The organism is Vreelandella olivaria (assembly GCF_023507745.1).
GTDB classification, from domain to species: domain Bacteria; phylum Pseudomonadota; class Gammaproteobacteria; order Pseudomonadales; family Halomonadaceae; genus Vreelandella; species Vreelandella olivaria_A.
Genome location: NZ_JALPZO010000130.1, coordinates 13,505 through 31,072, shown reverse-complemented (window position 1 = coordinate 31,072; position 17,568 = coordinate 13,505). Strand labels below are relative to the sequence as shown.

General features: G+C 52.9%; 18 protein-coding genes and 2 pseudogenes. 16 read left to right on the top strand and 4 right to left on the bottom strand.

What is annotated here, in order from left to right:
- Together HP566_RS15445 and HP566_RS15440 are read left to right on the top strand one after the other, a co-directional pair.
- Positions 1 to 347, top strand: a pseudogene (locus tag HP566_RS15445) (nuclear transport factor 2 family protein); the annotation flags it as partial.
- A 147-nt stretch (positions 348 to 494) separates the two neighbouring features.
- Positions 495 to 623 (top strand): annotated as a pseudogene (locus HP566_RS15440) (protocatechuate 3,4-dioxygenase subunit alpha); the annotation flags it as partial.
- Here the strand turns inward: HP566_RS15440 and HP566_RS15435 are convergent.
- Positions 620 to 832 (bottom strand): hypothetical protein, encoded by a 213-nt coding sequence (locus HP566_RS15435; RefSeq protein ID WP_249978171.1) that lies wholly within the window; start codon positions 830 to 832, stop codon positions 620 to 622. The pseudogene HP566_RS15440 and the gene HP566_RS15435 overlap by 4 nt on opposite strands.
- Before the next feature lie 112 nt (positions 833 to 944).
- Here HP566_RS15435 and HP566_RS15430 point away from each other — a divergent pair, with 112 nt between their 5' ends.
- The 3 genes from HP566_RS15430 to HP566_RS15420 are packed head-to-tail and all read left to right on the top strand — an operon-like array spanning position 945 to position 3,789.
- Entirely contained in the window at positions 945 to 1,970 is a 1,026-nt protein-coding gene (locus HP566_RS15430) for a TRAP transporter substrate-binding protein (protein ID WP_249978170.1), read from the top strand.
- 12 nt (positions 1,971 to 1,982) lie between these two features.
- The gene (locus HP566_RS15425; protein WP_249978169.1) at positions 1,983 to 2,510 is read left to right on the top strand and encodes a TRAP transporter small permease; all 528 of its coding nucleotides are present in this window, start codon (positions 1,983 to 1,985) and stop codon (positions 2,508 to 2,510) included.
- Complete coding sequence (locus HP566_RS15420) at positions 2,500 to 3,789, top strand: TRAP transporter large permease (protein WP_249978168.1); 1,290 nt, start codon at positions 2,500 to 2,502, stop codon at positions 3,787 to 3,789. The genes HP566_RS15425 and HP566_RS15420 overlap by 11 nt, the downstream gene beginning before the upstream one ends.
- 42 nt (positions 3,790 to 3,831) lie before the next feature.
- Here the strand turns inward: HP566_RS15420 and HP566_RS15415 are convergent, their stop codons facing one another.
- On the bottom strand, positions 3,832 to 4,749 hold the full coding sequence (locus tag HP566_RS15415) for a helix-turn-helix domain-containing protein (RefSeq protein WP_249978167.1): 918 nt from the start codon (positions 4,747 to 4,749) through the stop codon (positions 3,832 to 3,834).
- A gap of 195 nt (positions 4,750 to 4,944) precedes the next feature.
- Between HP566_RS15415 and pobA the strand changes: the two genes are divergently transcribed.
- The gene (gene pobA, locus HP566_RS15410) at positions 4,945 to 6,129 is read left to right on the top strand and encodes a 4-hydroxybenzoate 3-monooxygenase (RefSeq protein WP_249978166.1); all 1,185 of its coding nucleotides are present in this window, start codon (positions 4,945 to 4,947) and stop codon (positions 6,127 to 6,129) included.
- A 147-nt stretch (positions 6,130 to 6,276) separates the two neighbouring features.
- Here the strand turns inward: pobA and HP566_RS15405 are convergent, their stop codons facing one another.
- A complete protein-coding gene (locus tag HP566_RS15405; RefSeq protein WP_249978165.1) occupies positions 6,277 to 7,245 on the bottom strand; it encodes a phospholipase D-like domain-containing protein in 969 nt (322 codons plus the stop codon).
- Between the two features lie 268 nt (positions 7,246 to 7,513).
- Positions 7,514 to 7,687, bottom strand: coding sequence for a hypothetical protein (locus tag HP566_RS15400; protein ID WP_249978164.1), 174 nt, complete (start codon positions 7,685 to 7,687; stop codon positions 7,514 to 7,516).
- A 662-nt stretch (positions 7,688 to 8,349) separates the two neighbouring features.
- On the opposite strand from HP566_RS15400, the gene HP566_RS15395 reads away from it, so the two are divergent.
- From HP566_RS15395 to HP566_RS15350, 10 genes are all read left to right on the top strand, one after another.
- Positions 8,350 to 9,399 carry a TRAP transporter substrate-binding protein gene (locus tag HP566_RS15395; protein WP_249978163.1) on the top strand — a complete coding sequence of 350 codons (1,050 nt, stop codon included), beginning with the start codon at positions 8,350 to 8,352 and terminating at the stop codon, positions 9,397 to 9,399.
- Positions 9,400 to 9,480: 81 nt separating this feature from the next.
- Positions 9,481 to 9,957 (top strand): TRAP transporter small permease, encoded by a 477-nt coding sequence (locus HP566_RS15390; RefSeq protein WP_249978162.1) that lies wholly within the window; start codon positions 9,481 to 9,483, stop codon positions 9,955 to 9,957.
- Entirely contained in the window at positions 9,954 to 11,243 is a 1,290-nt protein-coding gene (locus HP566_RS15385) for a TRAP transporter large permease (protein WP_249978161.1), read from the top strand. The genes HP566_RS15390 and HP566_RS15385 overlap by 4 nt, the downstream gene beginning before the upstream one ends.
- 95 nt (positions 11,244 to 11,338) lie before the next feature.
- Complete coding sequence (locus HP566_RS15380) at positions 11,339 to 12,496, top strand: amidase (RefSeq protein WP_249978160.1); 1,158 nt, start codon at positions 11,339 to 11,341, stop codon at positions 12,494 to 12,496.
- Positions 12,480 to 13,625, top strand: a complete 1,146-nt coding sequence (locus tag HP566_RS15375) for an acyl-CoA dehydrogenase family protein (RefSeq protein ID WP_249978159.1) — start codon at positions 12,480 to 12,482, stop codon at positions 13,623 to 13,625. Before HP566_RS15380 ends, HP566_RS15375 begins: the two co-directional genes overlap by 17 nt.
- A gap of 37 nt (positions 13,626 to 13,662) precedes the next feature.
- Positions 13,663 to 14,007 carry an IacB protein gene (locus tag HP566_RS15370; RefSeq protein ID WP_249978158.1) on the top strand — a complete coding sequence of 115 codons (345 nt, stop codon included), beginning with the start codon at positions 13,663 to 13,665 and terminating at the stop codon, positions 14,005 to 14,007.
- 42 nt (positions 14,008 to 14,049) lie between these two features.
- Complete coding sequence (locus HP566_RS15365) at positions 14,050 to 15,324, top strand: aromatic ring-hydroxylating oxygenase subunit alpha (RefSeq protein ID WP_249978157.1); 1,275 nt, start codon at positions 14,050 to 14,052, stop codon at positions 15,322 to 15,324.
- A 5-nt stretch (positions 15,325 to 15,329) separates the two neighbouring features.
- On the top strand, positions 15,330 to 15,815 hold the full coding sequence (locus HP566_RS15360; protein WP_249978156.1) for an aromatic-ring-hydroxylating dioxygenase subunit beta: 486 nt from the start codon (positions 15,330 to 15,332) through the stop codon (positions 15,813 to 15,815).
- Positions 15,815 to 16,573, top strand: a complete 759-nt coding sequence (locus HP566_RS15355; protein ID WP_249978155.1) for an SDR family NAD(P)-dependent oxidoreductase — start codon at positions 15,815 to 15,817, stop codon at positions 16,571 to 16,573. Before HP566_RS15360 ends, HP566_RS15355 begins: the two co-directional genes overlap by 1 nt.
- Positions 16,574 to 16,589: 16 nt before the next feature.
- Entirely contained in the window at positions 16,590 to 17,546 is a 957-nt protein-coding gene (locus HP566_RS15350; protein ID WP_249978154.1) for a PDR/VanB family oxidoreductase, read from the top strand.
- Positions 17,547 to 17,568 lie beyond the last annotated feature (22 nt).

The following is a 17,568-nucleotide window of genomic DNA, read 5'->3' as shown; positions in this document are numbered from 1 at the left end:
ATCGTCGGCTGTATGCTCTGTTTGAAGCAAAAAATAACGATGCGTTGATGAATGCCTCATCCACCATGATTGCAGAGCTGGCTCTGGCGTCTGGCGAATCCGAAGCCTATGTGCGTCAGCGGGCAGGTTTTGATATGTTCTTCGATAACCCAAATACCTTCCAGCTAGCTCCTTTCCCTGAAGAGCCGATGACACTGAATCTCGCGGCGGATAACCGTGTCGCTTGGTTAACAACGGAAGGCGTCAACGGACCCATTCGTTTTAAGGAAGTAGGTCAAGAGGGGCGTTCAAGTTATGTCAGCCTCTACTTTATCCGCCGTGATGGCCAGTGGGAAATCTGTCGATGAAACCCGTAGCTTGCAAAGGCGACCTGCATCGCTGTCCGATGCCCGGCCACGGCACCACCGAAATTATCTCCGGTTCCCCCTCTCAGGTAGAGGGGCAGCTTATTACCATATAGGTGATCGCTTGGAAAACAAGCACTGTAGTGCTCAACTCGTATCGAGTCTCCAGCGCGTCGGCAAACACTGATCGCCAAACGCGAAGAGCAGGATGGCAAGGTACGCTACCGTTTGGATATTCGCTTGCAGGGTCAGGGGGAGACAGTATTTTTTGATTTTTAATCCGCCAGTATCGTTGGCTGTTTGAGCACAGAGCGCTGCGTATTTATCCGCAGCGCTTTTTTTATGTTGGTTACGACCATCGTCGTGGCATTATCTTGTAAAAGTCCAATTATGTTCTTCCATTGTGCTTTTTTGGTGAGGGTTAAGAGGGTAGCGTTAATTGCTTTGCCCAGAATGGCGCGAAGCGCGCTATTACGCTGCTTTAACATAGACGAATGTCGATTAGCCTCGGGCCTGATAGTGGACTAATGTGGATGTTTAAAGCGAACTAGTATTCGCTATGCGAACTCACAATAATCCAAAAAAAGCTCCGGAGTCCCCATGAAACTCAATCTATCCCGGTGTGTACTGGCGGCCGCGATTGCTGCCCTTACCGTTAGCTCTGTCCAGGCAGCCACCACGTTACGCATGGCACACTTTTGGCCAGCTGCTTCGGGTGTCAACGAGGACATCTTACAAGCGTGGGCGGACACCATTGCAGAAGAATCCAATGGCGACCTCACCATCCAAATGTTTCCTTCTGGCACCCTGGCCAGGCCAGATTCCATTTATGAAGCGTCTGCCAATGGCATTGCTGATATCGGTGCCACTGCCCAGGGGTACACCGCTGGCCGTTTTCCACTCTCGCAAATTGTTGAACTTCCCGGCATAGCCACGACGGCTACCCAGGGGGCTTGCGTACTGCAAACGCTTTTTGATGATGGCCACCTGGATGCCGAATACGAAGATACGCGTCCGCTCTTTATGTTTACCACCGGGCCTGGAGGTATCCATACCATTGATACCGATGTGCAGACACCCGCTGATCTGGAAGGGTTACGTATTCGTCGCCCAACGGCCGTTGCCGGTGAAATGCTCGAAAATATGGGGGCCAGCCCGGTAGGGATGCCAGCCCCAGATATTTACACTTCCATGCAGCGCGGCGTTATTGATGGACTGAGCTTTCCCTGGGAAGGGCTTAAGGGTTTCCGCATCAATGAACTTGTGAGTTATCACACCGAAGTGCCGTTCTATACGCTGATTTTCGTTGCCACAATGAACCAGCGCACCTACGACGGTTTGACTCCCGAGCAGCAGGCAGTTATCGACAATAATTCCGGTATGAAGTGGGCAGAAAAGGCGGGGGAGGTGTTTGACCGCCTGGACGTGGAAGGCAAGCAAGAAGCAGCCGAGGCGGGCCATACCATTCGCGAAATCGAAAATCCACTCGAACATCCTGATTGGCAGGGTCCGCTTGAAACCGGCATTGAAAACTACCTGGCGCAACTGGAGCAGCGTGGGTTGAATCAGGCACGTGATATGTATGCAGCTGCACTGGCAGCCAGTGAGTCTTGTAGCGCTCAATAGGGGTAGTATGTCATGCAGTCCACTCTCTATAGGGCCAGCCACTGGTTGGCCCTCGTTTGTCGTCTCGTTGCCGGTATAGCGCTTATTGGCTTATTGGCCGTCACTATCGCCGATGTCAGCACGCGTTACCTTTCACGTATTACCGAAGGGGCGATTTCGTTGCGTGTCTCTGGAAGCGTGGAATTAGTGAGTTACCTGATGCTGTTTGCGTTATTGGCCGCAATGGCTGCCAGTGTCGAAAAAAGCCAGGTGGTGGTTGAAGCGTTTTCCCATCGTTTACCCCAAGCGATCAAAAATCGCCTGCAAGGCATCTATTTTCTCGGCTTCATGGCTTTGGGGCTGATTTTATGTGTCGGTTTGCTGGATTCAGCGGCAGCCGCAGCACGCTATGGTACCACTACCCAGGATCTACGGTTGCCGATGGGGCCTATCTACCAACTGGCAGCGGCGCTTAGCCTATTGCTGGGGCTGCGTAGTTTTATCCATGCGTTGTTAGGCATTCTGTTTGCCAGTGGAGAGGAGGCGGCTCATGGGGAGTGAAACGATAGGTGCCATTGGGCTGGGTTGCCTGCTGGTATTGATGATTCTACGCGTTCCGGTAGCGTTGACCATGCTGTTGATCGGGGTAGTGGGATTTGCCCAGATCATCAGTTGGGATGCCGCCATTGCGCAATTGAAAACAGTGCCGGTAGAGGTGCTATCCAACTACAGCTTTAGCGCAGTACCCATGTTTATCCTAATGGGGGTATTGGCTGCCCACTCTGGCATGGCCGGTAAGCTGTTTGACGCAACCCGGGTGATTTGCGGGGGCTGGAAAGGGGGCCTGGCGATTGCTGCAGTCGGGTCGTGTGGCATTTTCTCTGCCATTTCAGGCTCCTCGTTAGCGACCGCCAGCACGATGACCAGAGTCGCCTTGCCGGAGATGGAGCGTTATGGCTATCACCGGGGGCTGGCGACCGGTGCGCTGGCCGCAGGCGGTACCCTGGGTATTATGATTCCGCCCAGTATTGCGCTGCTTATCTATGCCATTCTTACCGAACAGTCAGTGGGCGATATGTTTATGGCCGGGATCATTCCTGGCTTGCTGGGGCTGGTGATGTATTGTCTGACCGTTACGGTGGTCATGCACTTGCGTCCTGCCCTGGCGGTCGCAGGCGAACCAACTCCCTGGAAAGCGAAGCTGTTATCTTTAACCGGGCTGGTGCCGTTTTTTGGCGTTTTCCTGGTGATGATTTTAGGTATCTATTTTGGTGCTTTCACCCCGACTGAAGGCGCCAGTGTGGGTGCTTTTGCAACCTTGATCTATGCCTTTGTAAAGGGGATGCGGGGAGCTCAATTCTGGCGCAGCATACAGGAGACTCTGGCACTTTCCGCGGTGGTGTTTTTTATGCTGGCCGGGGCTGAAACGCTGGGCTATTTCATCTCTGTATCACGTATTTCGTTTTCCATTACCGACGTACTTTACGGAATGGATTTAACCCCCATGGTAGTGGTCCTTTGCATTTTGTTGCTCTACTTTGTGCTGGGCATGTTTATGGATGCCATTGCCATGCTGGTGATCACCGTACCGGTGGTTTATCCGATTATTCAGGCATTGGGGATTGACCCGGTATGGTTTGGCATCATTACTGTGCTGACCGTTGAGCTGGGCTTAATGACACCGCCGGTGGGGATGAACGTCTTTGTCATCAAGGCGATGGCGCCGCATGTGGGACTGGGCGAGATTTTTAAAGGGGTCGCTCCTTTTGTCGTTTCAGACTTACTGCGCCTGTCCCTGCTAATTGCGTTCCCCATCTTGAGCACGCTGTTTTTGCTCTAGTTAAGTACGCCATTCAGGTGAGCGCATCAGCAATAAAAGGAGCTAATGTGGCGATGGGGTGTTAACCGCCATTTGGCGGAGCCGGAAGTCGCGGGGCGAAAGGGTCGTGTTGCGCTTAAAAAAGCGCGTGAAGTAGGCCGGTTCAGAAAAGCCCAGGCTGTCGGACACCTGGCCAATGGTCATGTTGGTATACGTCAGTTGGCGCTTTGCTTCCAGTAATAGGCGCTCATGCAGCAGTTGCAGGGCGCTACGTCCGGCCAACTGGCGACACAGCATGTTCAAATGGGCACTACTGACTCCTAGCTGCTCTGCCAGTTGTTCAATGCTGGGCTGGGTGCGGTAGTGCGCTTCGACCAGCGCCTGATAGCGCTCTAAATGCTGCCGCCCTTTGTCGCTTTGGCGCAGTGCATGTCGTTTTACTGGATTGCCTGTAACGCTGCAAAGACGCGAAAGCTCAACTACCAGGGCTTGGATAAGAGCTTCAAGTAGCCTGTTACGGCCGGGAGCGGGCTGCCGATACTCCTGGGCAATCTGCATCACTAATGTTGCCATTCGCTCGGCTTGATGTGACGAAGATAAAGGGTAAAAGTCTGCTTTTCTAAGCGTACTATGCTCTCCCATCACATCATGTAAATGATCTGCCAGTGGTTTGGCCAGGGTAATAATGTGCCCTTGCACGTCGGGTGAGAAGCGAAAGCCATGGATGGCCATTGCGGGCACAATGATTGCGGTGTTGCTCTGTAAATGATGGCTTGTGCCCTCCAGTTCTAACTCAACGCTGCCCTGGCTAACCCACAGAATATGGACGAGATCCACATGGCGATGAGGGCGTATATGCCAATCGTGTAACTGGCTGCGTTCAGGGATGGATTCGCAGTGAAGCAGGTCTGGCGTAGGCCAGTGCTGCGTTTCGCCATAGAGCTTAAACACCGGGACGGGCGGTATGGAGGAGGCTGCCATTACTTATCTCTCAACTGGCTCAAGTACGCGTCTCAACTATGTGTCTTAACTATATGTCTCAACTACGACTAAGGTTGTGCGATAAAGCTGTAAAAGTCCAAATATTGATCTTTATCATGCCTTATTATGGGGTGTGTTTCATTGAAAAATACAAGTCATACGTTTTTAGATAATGACAACGATGAGGCATCCCCTATGAAAACACAGGTCGCGATTATTGGTGCGGGACCTTCCGGCCTATTGCTTGGGCAGCTACTACATCGCCAAGGCATTGATAATGTCATTGTTGAAAGGCGTAGTGGTGAGTATGTGCTCAGCCGAATTCGTGCCGGTGTGCTTGAGCAGGGCATGGTGGACTTACTGCGCGAAGCGGGCGTTGACCAGCGCATGGATGAAGAAGGTTTGCCACACGATGGATTTGAACTTGCCTTTGACAACCGCCGTGTACGTATCGCTCTTGATGCATTAACGGGTGGCAGTAAGGTGATGATTTACGGCCAGACGGAAGTGACCCAGGATCTGATGGAAGCACGGGAAGCGGCTGGCGCGATGACCATATACGAGGCGGAAAACGTCCAGCCACATGGGCTGGAAAGTGACCATCCGTATATTACCTTCGATAAAAACGGTGAAACCACCCGTATTGATTGCGACTACATCGCCGGGTGTGACGGCTATCATGGTGTGTCGCGCCAGTCGATTCCCAAGGACCGTCTTAAAGAGTTCGAAAAAGTGTATCCGTTTGGCTGGCTGGGCCTGCTGTCGGATACACCACCGGTATCCGATGAGCTGATTTATGCCCGGCACGAGCGTGGCTTCAGTTTGTGTAGCATGCGTTCTGCCACTCGCAGCCGTTACTACCTTCAGGTGCCGTTGGATGAGAAGGTTGAAAACTGGTCTGACGATCGTTTCTGGGAAGAGCTAAAACGTCGCCTGCCGGAAGAAGTCGCCCAAAAGCTTGTCACTGGACCCTCCATCGAGAAGAGCATTGCGCCACTGCGTAGCTTCGTGGTTGAACCAATGCAGTACGGGCGGCTGTTTCTGGTCGGCGATGCAGCGCATATTGTGCCGCCCACCGGTGCGAAAGGGCTTAACTTAGCAGCCAGTGACGTGAATACACTCTATCGCTTGATGGTGAAAGTCTACCAAGAGGGGCGTACTGATTTGATCGAGCGCTATTCACAGACGTGCTTGAAACGCATCTGGAAAGCGGAGCGCTTCTCCTGGTGGATGACCTCTATGTTGCACAATTTCTCTGCTGAGGGGGACTTTAATAGCCGCATGCAATTGGCCGAGCTGGACTACGTGACTAGCTCTAAAGCGGGGATGACCACCATCGCGGAGAACTATGTTGGCCTGCCCTATGAGTCACTTGAGTAGAAGCTAGCCAGGTGTTCTTCGTTATTAGGTTTGGATCCGGCCATGGCAACATCTTTAAGTTCTGAGTGCCGAGTTTCTGCAACATCAGCAAGGTCATCAGAATGCATGGCCTATCTTTTGAACGTCCATGCTACAAGACAGTCGGCTTTACAGGATCGGTCCCAGCATGGCGGTGATGTTGTTGATCAACTGGCGGCTGCGGGGCCAGTTGGCAACATCATTAGGGGCAACGCGCACCGAGCTGTCGAGGTAGTGCTGCTGACGTTGGCGGATCTGCTGGGCTAGGTCGGGGTCGTAGACCAGGATGTTGTTCTCGTAGTTGAGCTCGAAGCTGCGCCGGTCCATATTGGCGGAGCCGATGAGGCTGATTTCTCCATCAATAGTGAGCGACTTGGTGTGTAGCAGGCCGCCGACGTACTCATAGATTTGCACACCGGCGTTGAGTAGCTCGGCGTAGTAGCTGCGGCTGGCAGCGGCCACTATGCGGCTGTCGTTGCGTTGAGGAAAGATAATCAGCGTCTCCACACCGCGACGAGCGTTGGCGCAGAGTGCTGCCTGCAAAGGTTCGTCCGGCACATAGTATGGTGTGGTGATAACCAGGCTGCGGCGGGCGCTGTAAATCAGGGCTTCTAACAGTTCCGGCATGGCCGAGTAGCGCACCGTTGGGCCGGTACCGATCACCTGAGCGGCATCGATGTCGGCAACCAGTGCCTCGATGGCGGCGTTAGAATCCTGCAGTATTTGGGCGTGATTGTCGCCGACCGGCTGGAACCCGCTGATAGTATGGCCCACCTGAAACAAGTGCTGATAGCATTCCGGAATCTGTGGAACGAGGTTGGATGCATTGGCTCCGGGCGTGGCCTGCAGCGTTGGTGCTTGTGCCATTACCGTGCGCATCCGCTCGGCGCGCTTGCGGCCGATGTTGGTCTCACCGAAAAGCAGATAAGTGATGATGCCGCCGATAGGTAGGGCGATGATAACCACCACCCAGGTCAGCCTTGCCCTTGGGTCGCGGTGTGGTTTGAGCAGAACACGGATGATTAGCAGCCACTGAATAGCCAGATGCAACGCAGCGCTGAGAGCAGCTAGAACGATAGAGTCGCTGATGCCGTTCATGTTAAGTGTGCTTCCTCATGCGGATACTGCAGGGAAATCACCACTAACCGACTCCCGCCCATACCCGAATAGGCGGCCTGTGCTGATCTGACTCCGCGCCATTTCGCCAGTCGTCAGTGATTCATTGTTACTTTCATTTCTTTCTCGGTTGCCATGGGCACATATATATTGTGTCACCGGGTCTGTCGGTACCCTGGAAGGTGGCAAACGTAAAGCGGGCCATAAAGGCCCGCTTGGTAGCGCCATAAGTATGTAACCAACCTAGCTATTAGGGGTTTCTGTCACGCAGTTCGGCAGGTGTCATTTTTGTATCGACGGTTTGGTGCTGGGTGGTTGATTCGGCGTGAACAATCTTATTATCTTCGCTGGAACCTCTTTCGGCCAAGGCCACGCCTGAGAATAGGGCCATTGCAATAGCGGTTACTAATGTAAATGCCTTCATAACTTATATACCTCTCATTTGAAATTTTGACTCTGAACGAGTGGCGACTAATTATCGCGCTGTGTTCGACAAGAGATATTTTAAGCAGGCTAAATAAATATAAAAAGTGATTGAAATGGCATAGATCATACTAAATTTTAGAATGAATGGGCTGTGATACATTGAATAGCCGGTGCCAAGTCCCTCTGAGAGAGGTGTGGCATAACCGATAAACAAGAATTGGATCAGAAATGCTGCTGTGCAGGGCGGAAAGGCGAGAAGTTTTTAGCCGGCAAGGCTACTTTACGCTGTCGAAAATGTCTCGTATCTGGTGAGTGCTGGGTGGGTGGGATACGTTGACAGTGCATCTACCGATTACTTCCAGGTCATGAAAGGTCGTGAAGCTGTTGATGCCTTTAAGTCGAAACAAAAGTGAGCAGAGTAACTCCAATTCGCGCAGTTTTGGTGCGTTGGCGCAACCCCCTTATTTTATTAACCTGATAATTATTCTCCGTTTTAAATTATCCTTATGATAATTATGGATTTAATTAAAAATGGCGAGTTTTTTGCAGCTATATGAAGTGCTCCTGACTGAGTATTTACTTTACTTTTCATGTGATGTTGAATGTTTGTGCTAGGCTTTACCTGACATTCAACACAAAAATAAATAGGGCTAATGACCAATGACCTGCAAAAAAAAGCTGTGGCTTGAGAGTTTTCGGCGCTATCCCCATCTAGCACATTTGAGTGGCATGTGCGCAGGGGTGTTACTCAGCACCAGTGCTTTAGCTGATAATATCAACTTAAGCTATGCCTTCTTCGCTCCTTCCCAGACCTTTCCCGCCGTCCAGATGGAACACTGGGCGCAAGAGCTTCACGAAAGAACCGATGGCCAGGTCTCCGTTAACACCTTTCCTGGTGGGACGCTGCTAAGTGCTAACAATATGTTCGATGGCGTCTTGAACGGTGTTGCGGATATTGGTCTTTCTGCCACCTCATATGAGCCGGGACGTTTTCCGTTACTTAATTTGGCCGGAAATCTCACGGGTATAGAAGTGAACTCGCAGATTGCCAGTCAGGCAGTATATGAGCTGATCAACGAGTTTCCCGCAGAGGCGCTGGGCTTGGAAGAGTTCAAAGTAATTACGGCGTTCACCTCCGAGCCAGGTTACCTGCATACTCAAGATCCTGTCACCTCATTGGCGGACCTTGAAGGCCAAGAGATCCGGGTGCCGGGTGACAGCACCGCCGTCGTACAAGCACTTGGCGGCGTGCCTGTGGGCCTCTCTCAGGCAGAGACAGGAGAAGCCCTTCAGGCGGGTATTGTGAGTGGCTATGTAGGTTCCCGTGAAACGTTGATGGATCTGCAATATGCTCGGAATGTGAGCTATATCACTGATTATCCTTTGACCAACGTTGTTTTTGTCGCGGTTATGAATCGTCAGCGGTGGGATTCTTTGCCTGAAAACGTCCAGCAGGAAATCAATGCATTGGGTGCCGAAATGGCCTCCTATGCAGGTGAGTACCTGGATGGACATATTCAGGAGTCCCTGGAGTGGGCAACTGATACCCATGATGTTGAACAGTTGGTACTAAGCGCTGATGAAGCCGAGCGCTGGAAAAGCATACTTGAGCCCATTAACGAAAGGCGTCTGGAAGAGGTCGCTGCTATGGGATTCCCCGCTTTTGAGTTGCGCGATCGCTTTCTCGAATTGATCGAAGAAAACCAATAATTACCATTATTTTCTGATCCGGATGCGCCTTATTTGCTCCCCGGTAAGTGTGTGCCATGTTGGACGATCAGGATAGTTTCCATGAATAAGCTCAAGTGGGTAATCAGCCGACTCTTACTCTTTATCGCAGGTTCGGCACTATTGATGATGGTATTTCTGGTGGTAGGTAACATCATCATGCGTCAAGTCAGTTCTTCATTTGGTGGTACGACCGAAATTGTAGGGTGGCTAACAGCGGTGGTAGTGGCCTTATCGTTAGCTTACTCCCAACTTAACAAAGCGCATATTGAGTTGGACTTGTTCGTCGTACATTTGCCAGCCCGTATACAAAGTGCCCTCTACGTCTTAGTCACGGGAGCAAGTTTTTTATTCTTCTCCATGGTGGCTTGGAAGCTTTGGGAGTATGGCTTTAGTGCCATGCAAAGAGGCTCTTTATCTCAAACATTGCGTATTGCGTTTTACCCCATTGTTTATCTAGTTGCATTAGGGTTTTCTGCTTTCTGCTTGGTTCTTTTGGCAGATTTTCTGGGCAGCCTGAAAAAGGTGGTAACACAATGAGTATGACGCTAATAGCTTTGATGGGCGTGCTCTGTTTGTTTCTGCTTATCCTGTTGAAAATGCCAATTAGCTTCGCCATGTTCATGGTGGGTTTTTTTGGCATGCTCTATATGACTAGCCCTACTGCCGCTTATAACATCATTAGTTCAGGAATCTGGGAGCAATTATCCGGCTACTCACTCAGTGTGATACCGCTATTCATATTCATGGGTGAGTTACTGTTTCGCTCAGGAATAACGGAAAAAATCTTTGTAGCCGCCTATGCATGGATAGGCCATTTCCGCGGCTCCATGGCCACGACGACTATTCTGAGCAGCGCGGGCTTTGCAGCCGTTAGTGGCTCGAACACGGCCACTGCCGCAACTGTTGGCACCATTGCGCTTCCCGAAATGAAGAAATTTGGCTACAGCCGCACTTTAAGTGCTGGCAGTGTAGCGGCAGGAGGTACTCTGGGAGTCATCATCCCACCAAGTTCTGTTCTGATTGTTATTGCTCTGCAAGCCGAACTGGCGATACGCGATTTGTTCCTGGCCAGTATTATCCCTGGGCTGATCCTGGTTGTGTTTTTCATCGCTACTATCGGACTTCTCTGTCGGCGTCGCCCCGACATGGGGCCAGCAGGAGTTCGCTCGAACTGGTCCGTTCGGTGGCGTTCGTTGAAAGGTGTAATAGAAGTCGGTGCTCTTTTTTCGCTTGTGTTAGGAGGGTTATTTGCAGGGTGGTTCACCTCTACAGAGGCAGCTGCAGTGGGCTGTATTGGCGCGATGCTGATTACCCTGATACAAGGAAAACTTTCCTGGGCAGTGCTGAACGATTCTATCGCCAATGCCCTCAAGTCCTCGGCAATGATCTTGATGCTGGTTGCAGGAGCGGTCATTTTCGGCCGATTTCTGACGATCACAAGATTGCCATACATGGTTGGCGAGTGGGCGGCGGCGCTTCCACTACCCGCCATACTAGTGATGGCGTGCATCCTGCTTATCTATGTTATTGGTGGGGCATTGATGGATGCGATGGGTTTTCTGATCATCTCAATTCCAATTTTTTTCCCAGTGGCACTCGCACTTGGCTATGACCCAATCTGGTTCGGCGTTGTGGTGTGTATCGTCACCAGCATGGGGGCGATTACGCCGCCGGTAGGAGTGAATGCTTTCATCGTCAAGAGTCTGGATGTCGAGTTGGGGATGGGTGAGACATTCCGTGGCGTAGGTTATTTCATCCCCCCTTACTTACTTTGCATTGTGTTGTTGCTAGTACTCCCCCAACTCGTGCTGTTTGTCCTTTAACGTTAACGCTGACTTATCTAATTAAATGAATATAAATTAAATCTTATGTGCTTTTACTTGAAATTTCATGTGATAAGTCTAAGGAGGTGGCTGAGATGACGGCACTGACATCGCTATTAAATATGGGCACGGGGCCTGGAAGAGTCGTTGTGAAAGATACGATAGACATCGCTGGATTCCCTACCTGTGCGGGTTCCGCAGCTTTAGCTGAGTCGCTGCCTGCCTCTACTCACGCTGACATTGTCTCCCGCACCCTGAATACGGGGTATCGAATTGTGGGCAAGGCTAACCTGCATGAGCTGGCATATGGAATGACAGGTGTCAACGCATGGACAGGTACGCCGGAAAACCCACTATATCCTGCCTTGATTCCGGGGGGCTCTTCCAGCGGGTCGGCTGCGGCCGTGGCGGCTGGACTGGCAGAAATTGGTATTGGCACTGATACCGGGGGGTCAATTCGTGTACCTGCGGCTTGCTGTGGTGTGTACGGACTGAAACCTACCTTTGGAAGACTGAGCCGCCAGGGGGTTATGCCAGCGGTGAGCAGTCTCGACTGTGTAGGCCCCCTCGCCAGTGACTTGATGGAATTGATCGCCTTTATGAGCGCGGTGGACCCTACTTTCGAATCGGAGTCTGCTGTACCTGTAACGGTCTTGGGCTGCGTGGGTGTGGATGCAGAACCCGCTATCCTCACGGGGATTGAGTCCCAGATTCGCCGCTCCAACCTGAAGCGTTCGGACGTTGTACTGCCGATGATGACTGAGGCGTTTGATGCTGCCATGGTCGTTATCAATCGCGAAACCTACCTTGCCTGCGAGCAGTTACTCGCAACGGGCAAGCTTGGGGGCGATGTTGAGACACGGCTAAAAGCTGCTGCATCAACCACTGATTCCGAACTTCGAGAGGCTGAGCAGATACGGCGTGCGTTCACTACCCAGGTAGATGCATTGCTGGAAAGGCATGATGCCCTGGTACTGCCTACGCTGCCACACTTTCCCATGACCGTTCAAGAGGCGGTATCGGGCCGTCAGGACCTGGGAATATCGCTCTTCGCGCGCCCTTTCAATCTTTCCGGACATCCCGCCTTGTCGATTCCTTTAAAGCCTCATCAGGGGCTGCCCGTTTCTCTGCAGGTGGTTGGGCGCCGTGGCGATGATGCGGGCATCTGCAAGGTTGGCTTGCAGCTGATGGGCAGGGAGTCGTCGGCGGGAGTGAAACAACAAACAGGAGAGAACCATGCGACAACAGATTGATAAGGAGCAGTGGGGCGGCGAGGCGCGCTTCAACGCGCTGCTTGAGACGATCAGATCCAGACGCAAGGAGTTTGAGGATCTGCGCCATATTCCGATGGATATCATTGAGGAATTTAAAGCCATTGGGGTATATCGCGCCATGGTGCCAGCAATTTTCGGGGGCGATGAGAAACCCCCAGCTGAGTTTCTTCGCATGGTAGAAGCGATTTCGGCCGCAGACGGTTCCGCTGGCTGGGTAGCCAGTTTCGGTATGAGCCCCGCTTATCTTGCGGCCTTGCCCGGGGAGACATTGCAGAAGGTTTGGCAGGAAAGCCCGGATGTAGTGTTTGCGGGCGGCATTTTCCCCCCTCAACCCGCTGTGCGTACGGATCGTGGCTTCAAGGTTAAGGGTCGCTGGAAGTTTGCCAGTGGTTGCATGGGAGCATCGTTGTGTGGCGTGGGAATCCAGCCGGAAGAGGCGGGAGCGCTGCCACGTATGGCGGTGTTGCCGCGAGAGCAAGTCGAAATCGACCCTACCTGGGATATGGTCGGCATGGTAGCGACAGGCAGCCATGACCTTGTTGTGGACGAAGCGGAAGTTCCAGAAGAGTGGACCTTCGTTCGGGGAGGCAAGCCAACAATGGATACTCCGTTCTTCCGTTATCCCTCTCTTTCTTTTGCCGCGCAGGTGCTGTCTGTAACCACACTGGGTATGGCACGCGAGGCGCTGGATATTATGCGCGCTTCGGTAGCGGGACGTAAGTCGATTACCGGTGCACCTAATCTGGGTGAGCGGGAGTATGCTCAGATTGCGCTGGCGAAGGCGGAGGCTCGAGTCAGAGCGGCACGTACTTTTTTCTACGACAGCACGGATGATGCATGGAGCACCATTGAAAAAGGGCATCAGCCAAGCCGTGATCAGATCAACCTGCTGCGATTATCCACCACACATCTGACTCAGGAATGTGCCGCCGCCATTCAGGACACCTATCGCATTAGCGGCATGAGTGGAGCTGACAATACTCATCCGCTTTCACGCATTTTACGTGACTCTCAACTGTGCACTCAGCATGCCTTTATGGGTGAGATTACCTGGAAGAACGCCGGAGCCATCTTCTTCGGCCATGACCCCTTGCCGGGCTATCTATAACCGGCCAGACGCACATAAACCAACGGAGATCATCACTATGCATCGCGTACTCTTCTGCATCGGTATCAACCAGAATTTCATGAATGCTACGGCTGACGAAGGTAAGCAAGTCTGGCAAGCCTTCAGCCAGATGATGCAAGGCATCGATGGGCTACCCGGTGTCACCATCCTGGGGATTATGGACGATGACCGCATCATGGTTGGCCCATCCGCCACGGCTCCCTGGACGGCGTACATCATGGCCGATGTCCCTGATTATGAGTCTGTCGTAGCCGCCTGCAATTTCTTCCGCACCACCCCGGTGGGTGACGGTACTTACAAACTGTGGAAATACGCACGTGTCGAGGCCCGCATCGGCCGCGAACTGGTGGTGCCTGAATAACAGACAGCAGCATCCGCCGGCCAAAGGCATGAGGAGAATGAAATGAACCAATTAATTGACGCCAAGAACATTACGCTCGATCCGGACAAGCTGGTAAGTCACGACAAGATTGCGACTTCTATGTACTCCAGTCTTGAGCTGTTTGAGCAGGAGCAAGAGAAGATTTTCCGCAAGACCTGGGTGTGGGTAGCGCATGCCAGCGAGGTTCCCGATAAGGGATCATTCAAGCTGTCAAAGGTAGGTCGCGAACCTGTTATTGTCGTGCGCGACCGTAAGGGCAATATCCATGTCATGGTCAATCGCTGCCGCCATCGCGCCGCAACGGTGTGCGAAATCCATAAGGGCAAAACGTCCTCCTTCCAATGCCCCTACCACGGTTGGGGCTATGGGCTGGATGGTAGTCTGCGTGCCTTGCCATATCCTGAGCAGTACGGAGACGATTTTGACAAGTCCCAGCACGGCTTGCTCAAGCTGCGCACGGAAAGCTATCAGGGCATGATCTTTGCCACTTTTAATGATGACATTGAGCCATTGGAAGACTTCCTGGGTGCCGCCAGGAAGTGGATCGATCTTTTTATGAAGCAAGGGGGTGGTTTTCCAGTCAAAACCCTTGGTGAGCACCAGTTTTCTGTGCCGATGAACTGGAAAGTTCAGCTTGAGAACACCACCGACGCTTATCACTTTCCAATCGTGCATAAATCCTTCCTTCAATCTCTCGATGAGGAAGCTGAAAAGACCTTCACTTTCCTCGATGGTGAAGGCTTCGTTGAGGACCTGGGGAACGGCCATTCCGTCATGGTCATGATTCCCGAGCTAGTGGACCTCGATGCAGACCTTGACCGCAAGATTCCCGAGCGCTTTGAGGCGCTGGCTCAGGAGCTGCGTGACGAAGGCTACCCTGAAGATCAAGTTCGCCGAATCGTGCGTGCCGTGGGTGGTTCGGGCTTCAACCTCAATTTGTTCCCCAACGCAGCGTGCTCAATGGCTTTCTTCCGCATATTGACACCGGTTGCCGTCGATAGGACCGATATTCGCCATATCGCCATTGGTATGGAGGGCGGACCCGAAGCCGCCAATCGCTTACGGCTACGACTCCATGAGCATTTTCAGGGGCCGATGGGGTTTGGCTCACCCGATGATGCCGAGGTTTGGGAGCGCATACAAAGGGGTGTCGATGGTGGTGCCGAGTTGCCGATCCTGGTTAATCGCGGCATTGAGAAGGAGTTCCAGGGTGATGCCGGACCTCGTGGCCATGTCTCGGATGAAACGGGCATGCGTGCCGCCTATGCGATGTGGAAACGGATGATGCAGGAATGAACGACATGAACAAGACCGACACCGACAACCTGCTCTGGCAGGTTACCCAGTTCCTCTGGAGTGAAGCCGCTATTCTGGATGCGAAGGAGTACGATGCCTGGCTCGACCTCTGGCAGCCCGAGGGGTTGTACATTCTTCCTATCGAGGACGCCGACGATTATGCGGCGGTGCTCAACCTCTGTTACGACGATGACAAGATGCGTCGTAACCGTATCAAACGCTTTCAGGATGGCTTCTCGATCTCTTCGGCGCCGCCAGCCATCACCGTACGCACCTTGTCTCGCTTTGTCATCGATGCCGTTGACGGAAATACGGTGGTCGTTTCCTGTGGGCAGCATCTGGTTGAAGACAAGTTTGGGCGCCAGCGGCTCTGGGCAGCCAATGTGCGTTACACCCTTACATCCACCGGCTCAAGCTTTCAGATTCAAGAGAAGGTGGTCCGTCTACTCAACTCAGATGGAGTGCTGAATTCGTTCAGCTATTTGTTCTGATGGCCACACCGCTTCCCGACAAAATTCAGACCGCCGTGGTAACGGGCGGTGCACGTGGACTCGGGGTCCACATTGTACGAGCACTTCACAAGGCGGGGTTTCGCGTTGTTATTACTGATGTCGATCCTAAACCGGCTGAAGCACTGGCTTTGGAGCTTGATCTGGCGGGTGAAACCGCAGTGACGGCGACGCTGGACGTTGCCAGGCCAGAGGATTTCCAGCTTGTTCTGGATAAGATCATCGACCGCTGGGGAAGTTGTGAAGTGCTGGTCAACAATGCAGCGCGAACCGCTGTACAGGGCGTATTTGATATTGACCCAGCCTTCTTCAACGAAGTGATGGCCACCAACGCGGGCAGTGTTTTTGCTGGCTGTCAGATCTTTGGGCGTCACTTCAAAGAGCATGGTTATGGCCGTCTCGTCAATCTGGCGTCTTTGGCAGGGCAGAACGGTGGGACGGCCACGGGTGCCCACTACGCAGCCTCCAAGGGGGCCATTCTGACCTTGACCAAAATATTTGCCCGAGACCTGGCGAAGGATGGTGTGACCTGTAATGCCATTGCGCCGGGGCCTCTGGATACACCGATGGTGCGTGAGGTGCTCGGTGACAATCTGGATAAAGCGCTGGCCAATATTCCTGTAGGCCAGTTGGGCTGCCCCGAGTTGGTGGCGCAGATGGTGAGTTTCCTTGCCAGCCCCCAGGCAGCGTTCGTAACCGGTGCCTGCTGGGATGTCAATGGCGGCATTTATATGCGCTGAGCAACTGGAGATGACCATGCAAGATGACCTCATGACCCTGCGCGTTGTGCGCCGAGATATTCACACCAATGAGATCGCAGTGATTGACCTGGCAGCTGAGAATGGCTCGGATCTGCCAGCCTTTGCAGCAGGCGCCCACATTGATCTTCACCTTGATGAAGGGCTGGTACGCCAATACTCGCTCAGCAATCCCCCTGGGGAGCGCCACCGTTACCGGCTCGGGGTGCTGCTTGATTCCGCTTCGAGGGGAGGATCCAAGGCCGTACACGAACGCTTACACGAAGGTGCCCAGGTGAAGGTGGGTATTCCGCGCAATCTATTCCCACTGGATGGGTCTGCACCACACACACTGTTGGTCGGCGGTGGGATCGGCATTACCCCGATGATCGCCATGGCTTATGAGTTAAGGGCGGGAGGGCGCTCCTTTGAATTGCACTATTGTAGCCGTGGGCGGGACAAGGCGGCTTTTATCGATGAGCTGGAGTCGGCCTTTGGCGATGCGCTGGTACTGCATTTTGATGATGGTGAGCCCGCGCAGCGGCTGGATATAGAGGCCGTGCTGGCAGCTCAGCCGGAAAATGCCCACCTCTACGTCTGTGGCCCGACCGGTTTCATGGATTGGGTAATGAATGCCGCGCACCAGGCGGATTGGCCAAAGGCGAGTGTGCATTCAGAGTACTTCTCTGCAGAGGTGGATACCAGTGGAGCCGCTTTTGAAGTGGAGGCGGTTGCCAGCGGTGTCACTGTTCAGGTGGAAGAAGGCATGTCCATTGCTCAGGCGCTTAAGGCGGCGGGCGTTAAAGTGAATGTTTCCTGCGAAGAGGGGGTTTGCGGCACTTGTATCTGCGAGGTGCTGGAGGGCACTCCTGATCACCGTGATCAATTTCTCAGCGATGAGGAGAAGGAAGATAACGACCAGATCGCTGTGTGCTGCTCCAGGGCCAAAAGCGCACGCTTAGTCATCGACCTTTGATCTCTAGAGGAAAGGGGAACCG

Excerpts from the sequence above, each read along its gene's own strand:
- HP566_RS15435 (WP_249978171.1), bottom strand. The coding sequence starts at position 832 with ATGTTAAAGCAGCGTAATAGCGCGCTTCGCGCCATTCTGGGCAAAGCA.
- HP566_RS15430 (WP_249978170.1), top strand. The coding sequence starts at position 945 with ATGAAACTCAATCTATCCCGGTGTGTACTGGCGGCCGCGATTGCTGCC.
- HP566_RS15425 (WP_249978169.1), top strand. The coding sequence starts at position 1,983 with ATGCAGTCCACTCTCTATAGGGCCAGCCACTGGTTGGCCCTCGTTTGT.
- HP566_RS15420 (WP_249978168.1), top strand. The coding sequence starts at position 2,500 with ATGGGGAGTGAAACGATAGGTGCCATTGGGCTGGGTTGCCTGCTGGTA.
- HP566_RS15415 (WP_249978167.1), bottom strand. The coding sequence starts at position 4,749 with ATGGCAGCCTCCTCCATACCGCCCGTCCCGGTGTTTAAGCTCTATGGC.
- pobA (WP_249978166.1), top strand. The coding sequence starts at position 4,945 with ATGAAAACACAGGTCGCGATTATTGGTGCGGGACCTTCCGGCCTATTG.
- HP566_RS15405 (WP_249978165.1), bottom strand. The coding sequence starts at position 7,245 with ATGAACGGCATCAGCGACTCTATCGTTCTAGCTGCTCTCAGCGCTGCG.
- HP566_RS15400 (WP_249978164.1), bottom strand. The coding sequence starts at position 7,687 with ATGAAGGCATTTACATTAGTAACCGCTATTGCAATGGCCCTATTCTCA.
- HP566_RS15395 (WP_249978163.1), top strand. The coding sequence starts at position 8,350 with ATGACCTGCAAAAAAAAGCTGTGGCTTGAGAGTTTTCGGCGCTATCCC.
- HP566_RS15390 (WP_249978162.1), top strand. The coding sequence starts at position 9,481 with ATGAATAAGCTCAAGTGGGTAATCAGCCGACTCTTACTCTTTATCGCA.
- HP566_RS15385 (WP_249978161.1), top strand. The coding sequence starts at position 9,954 with ATGAGTATGACGCTAATAGCTTTGATGGGCGTGCTCTGTTTGTTTCTG.
- HP566_RS15380 (WP_249978160.1), top strand. The coding sequence starts at position 11,339 with ATGACGGCACTGACATCGCTATTAAATATGGGCACGGGGCCTGGAAGA.
- HP566_RS15375 (WP_249978159.1), top strand. The coding sequence starts at position 12,480 with ATGCGACAACAGATTGATAAGGAGCAGTGGGGCGGCGAGGCGCGCTTC.
- HP566_RS15370 (WP_249978158.1), top strand. The coding sequence starts at position 13,663 with ATGCATCGCGTACTCTTCTGCATCGGTATCAACCAGAATTTCATGAAT.
- HP566_RS15365 (WP_249978157.1), top strand. The coding sequence starts at position 14,050 with ATGAACCAATTAATTGACGCCAAGAACATTACGCTCGATCCGGACAAG.
- HP566_RS15360 (WP_249978156.1), top strand. The coding sequence starts at position 15,330 with ATGAACAAGACCGACACCGACAACCTGCTCTGGCAGGTTACCCAGTTC.
- HP566_RS15355 (WP_249978155.1), top strand. The coding sequence starts at position 15,815 with ATGGCCACACCGCTTCCCGACAAAATTCAGACCGCCGTGGTAACGGGC.
- HP566_RS15350 (WP_249978154.1), top strand. The coding sequence starts at position 16,590 with ATGCAAGATGACCTCATGACCCTGCGCGTTGTGCGCCGAGATATTCAC.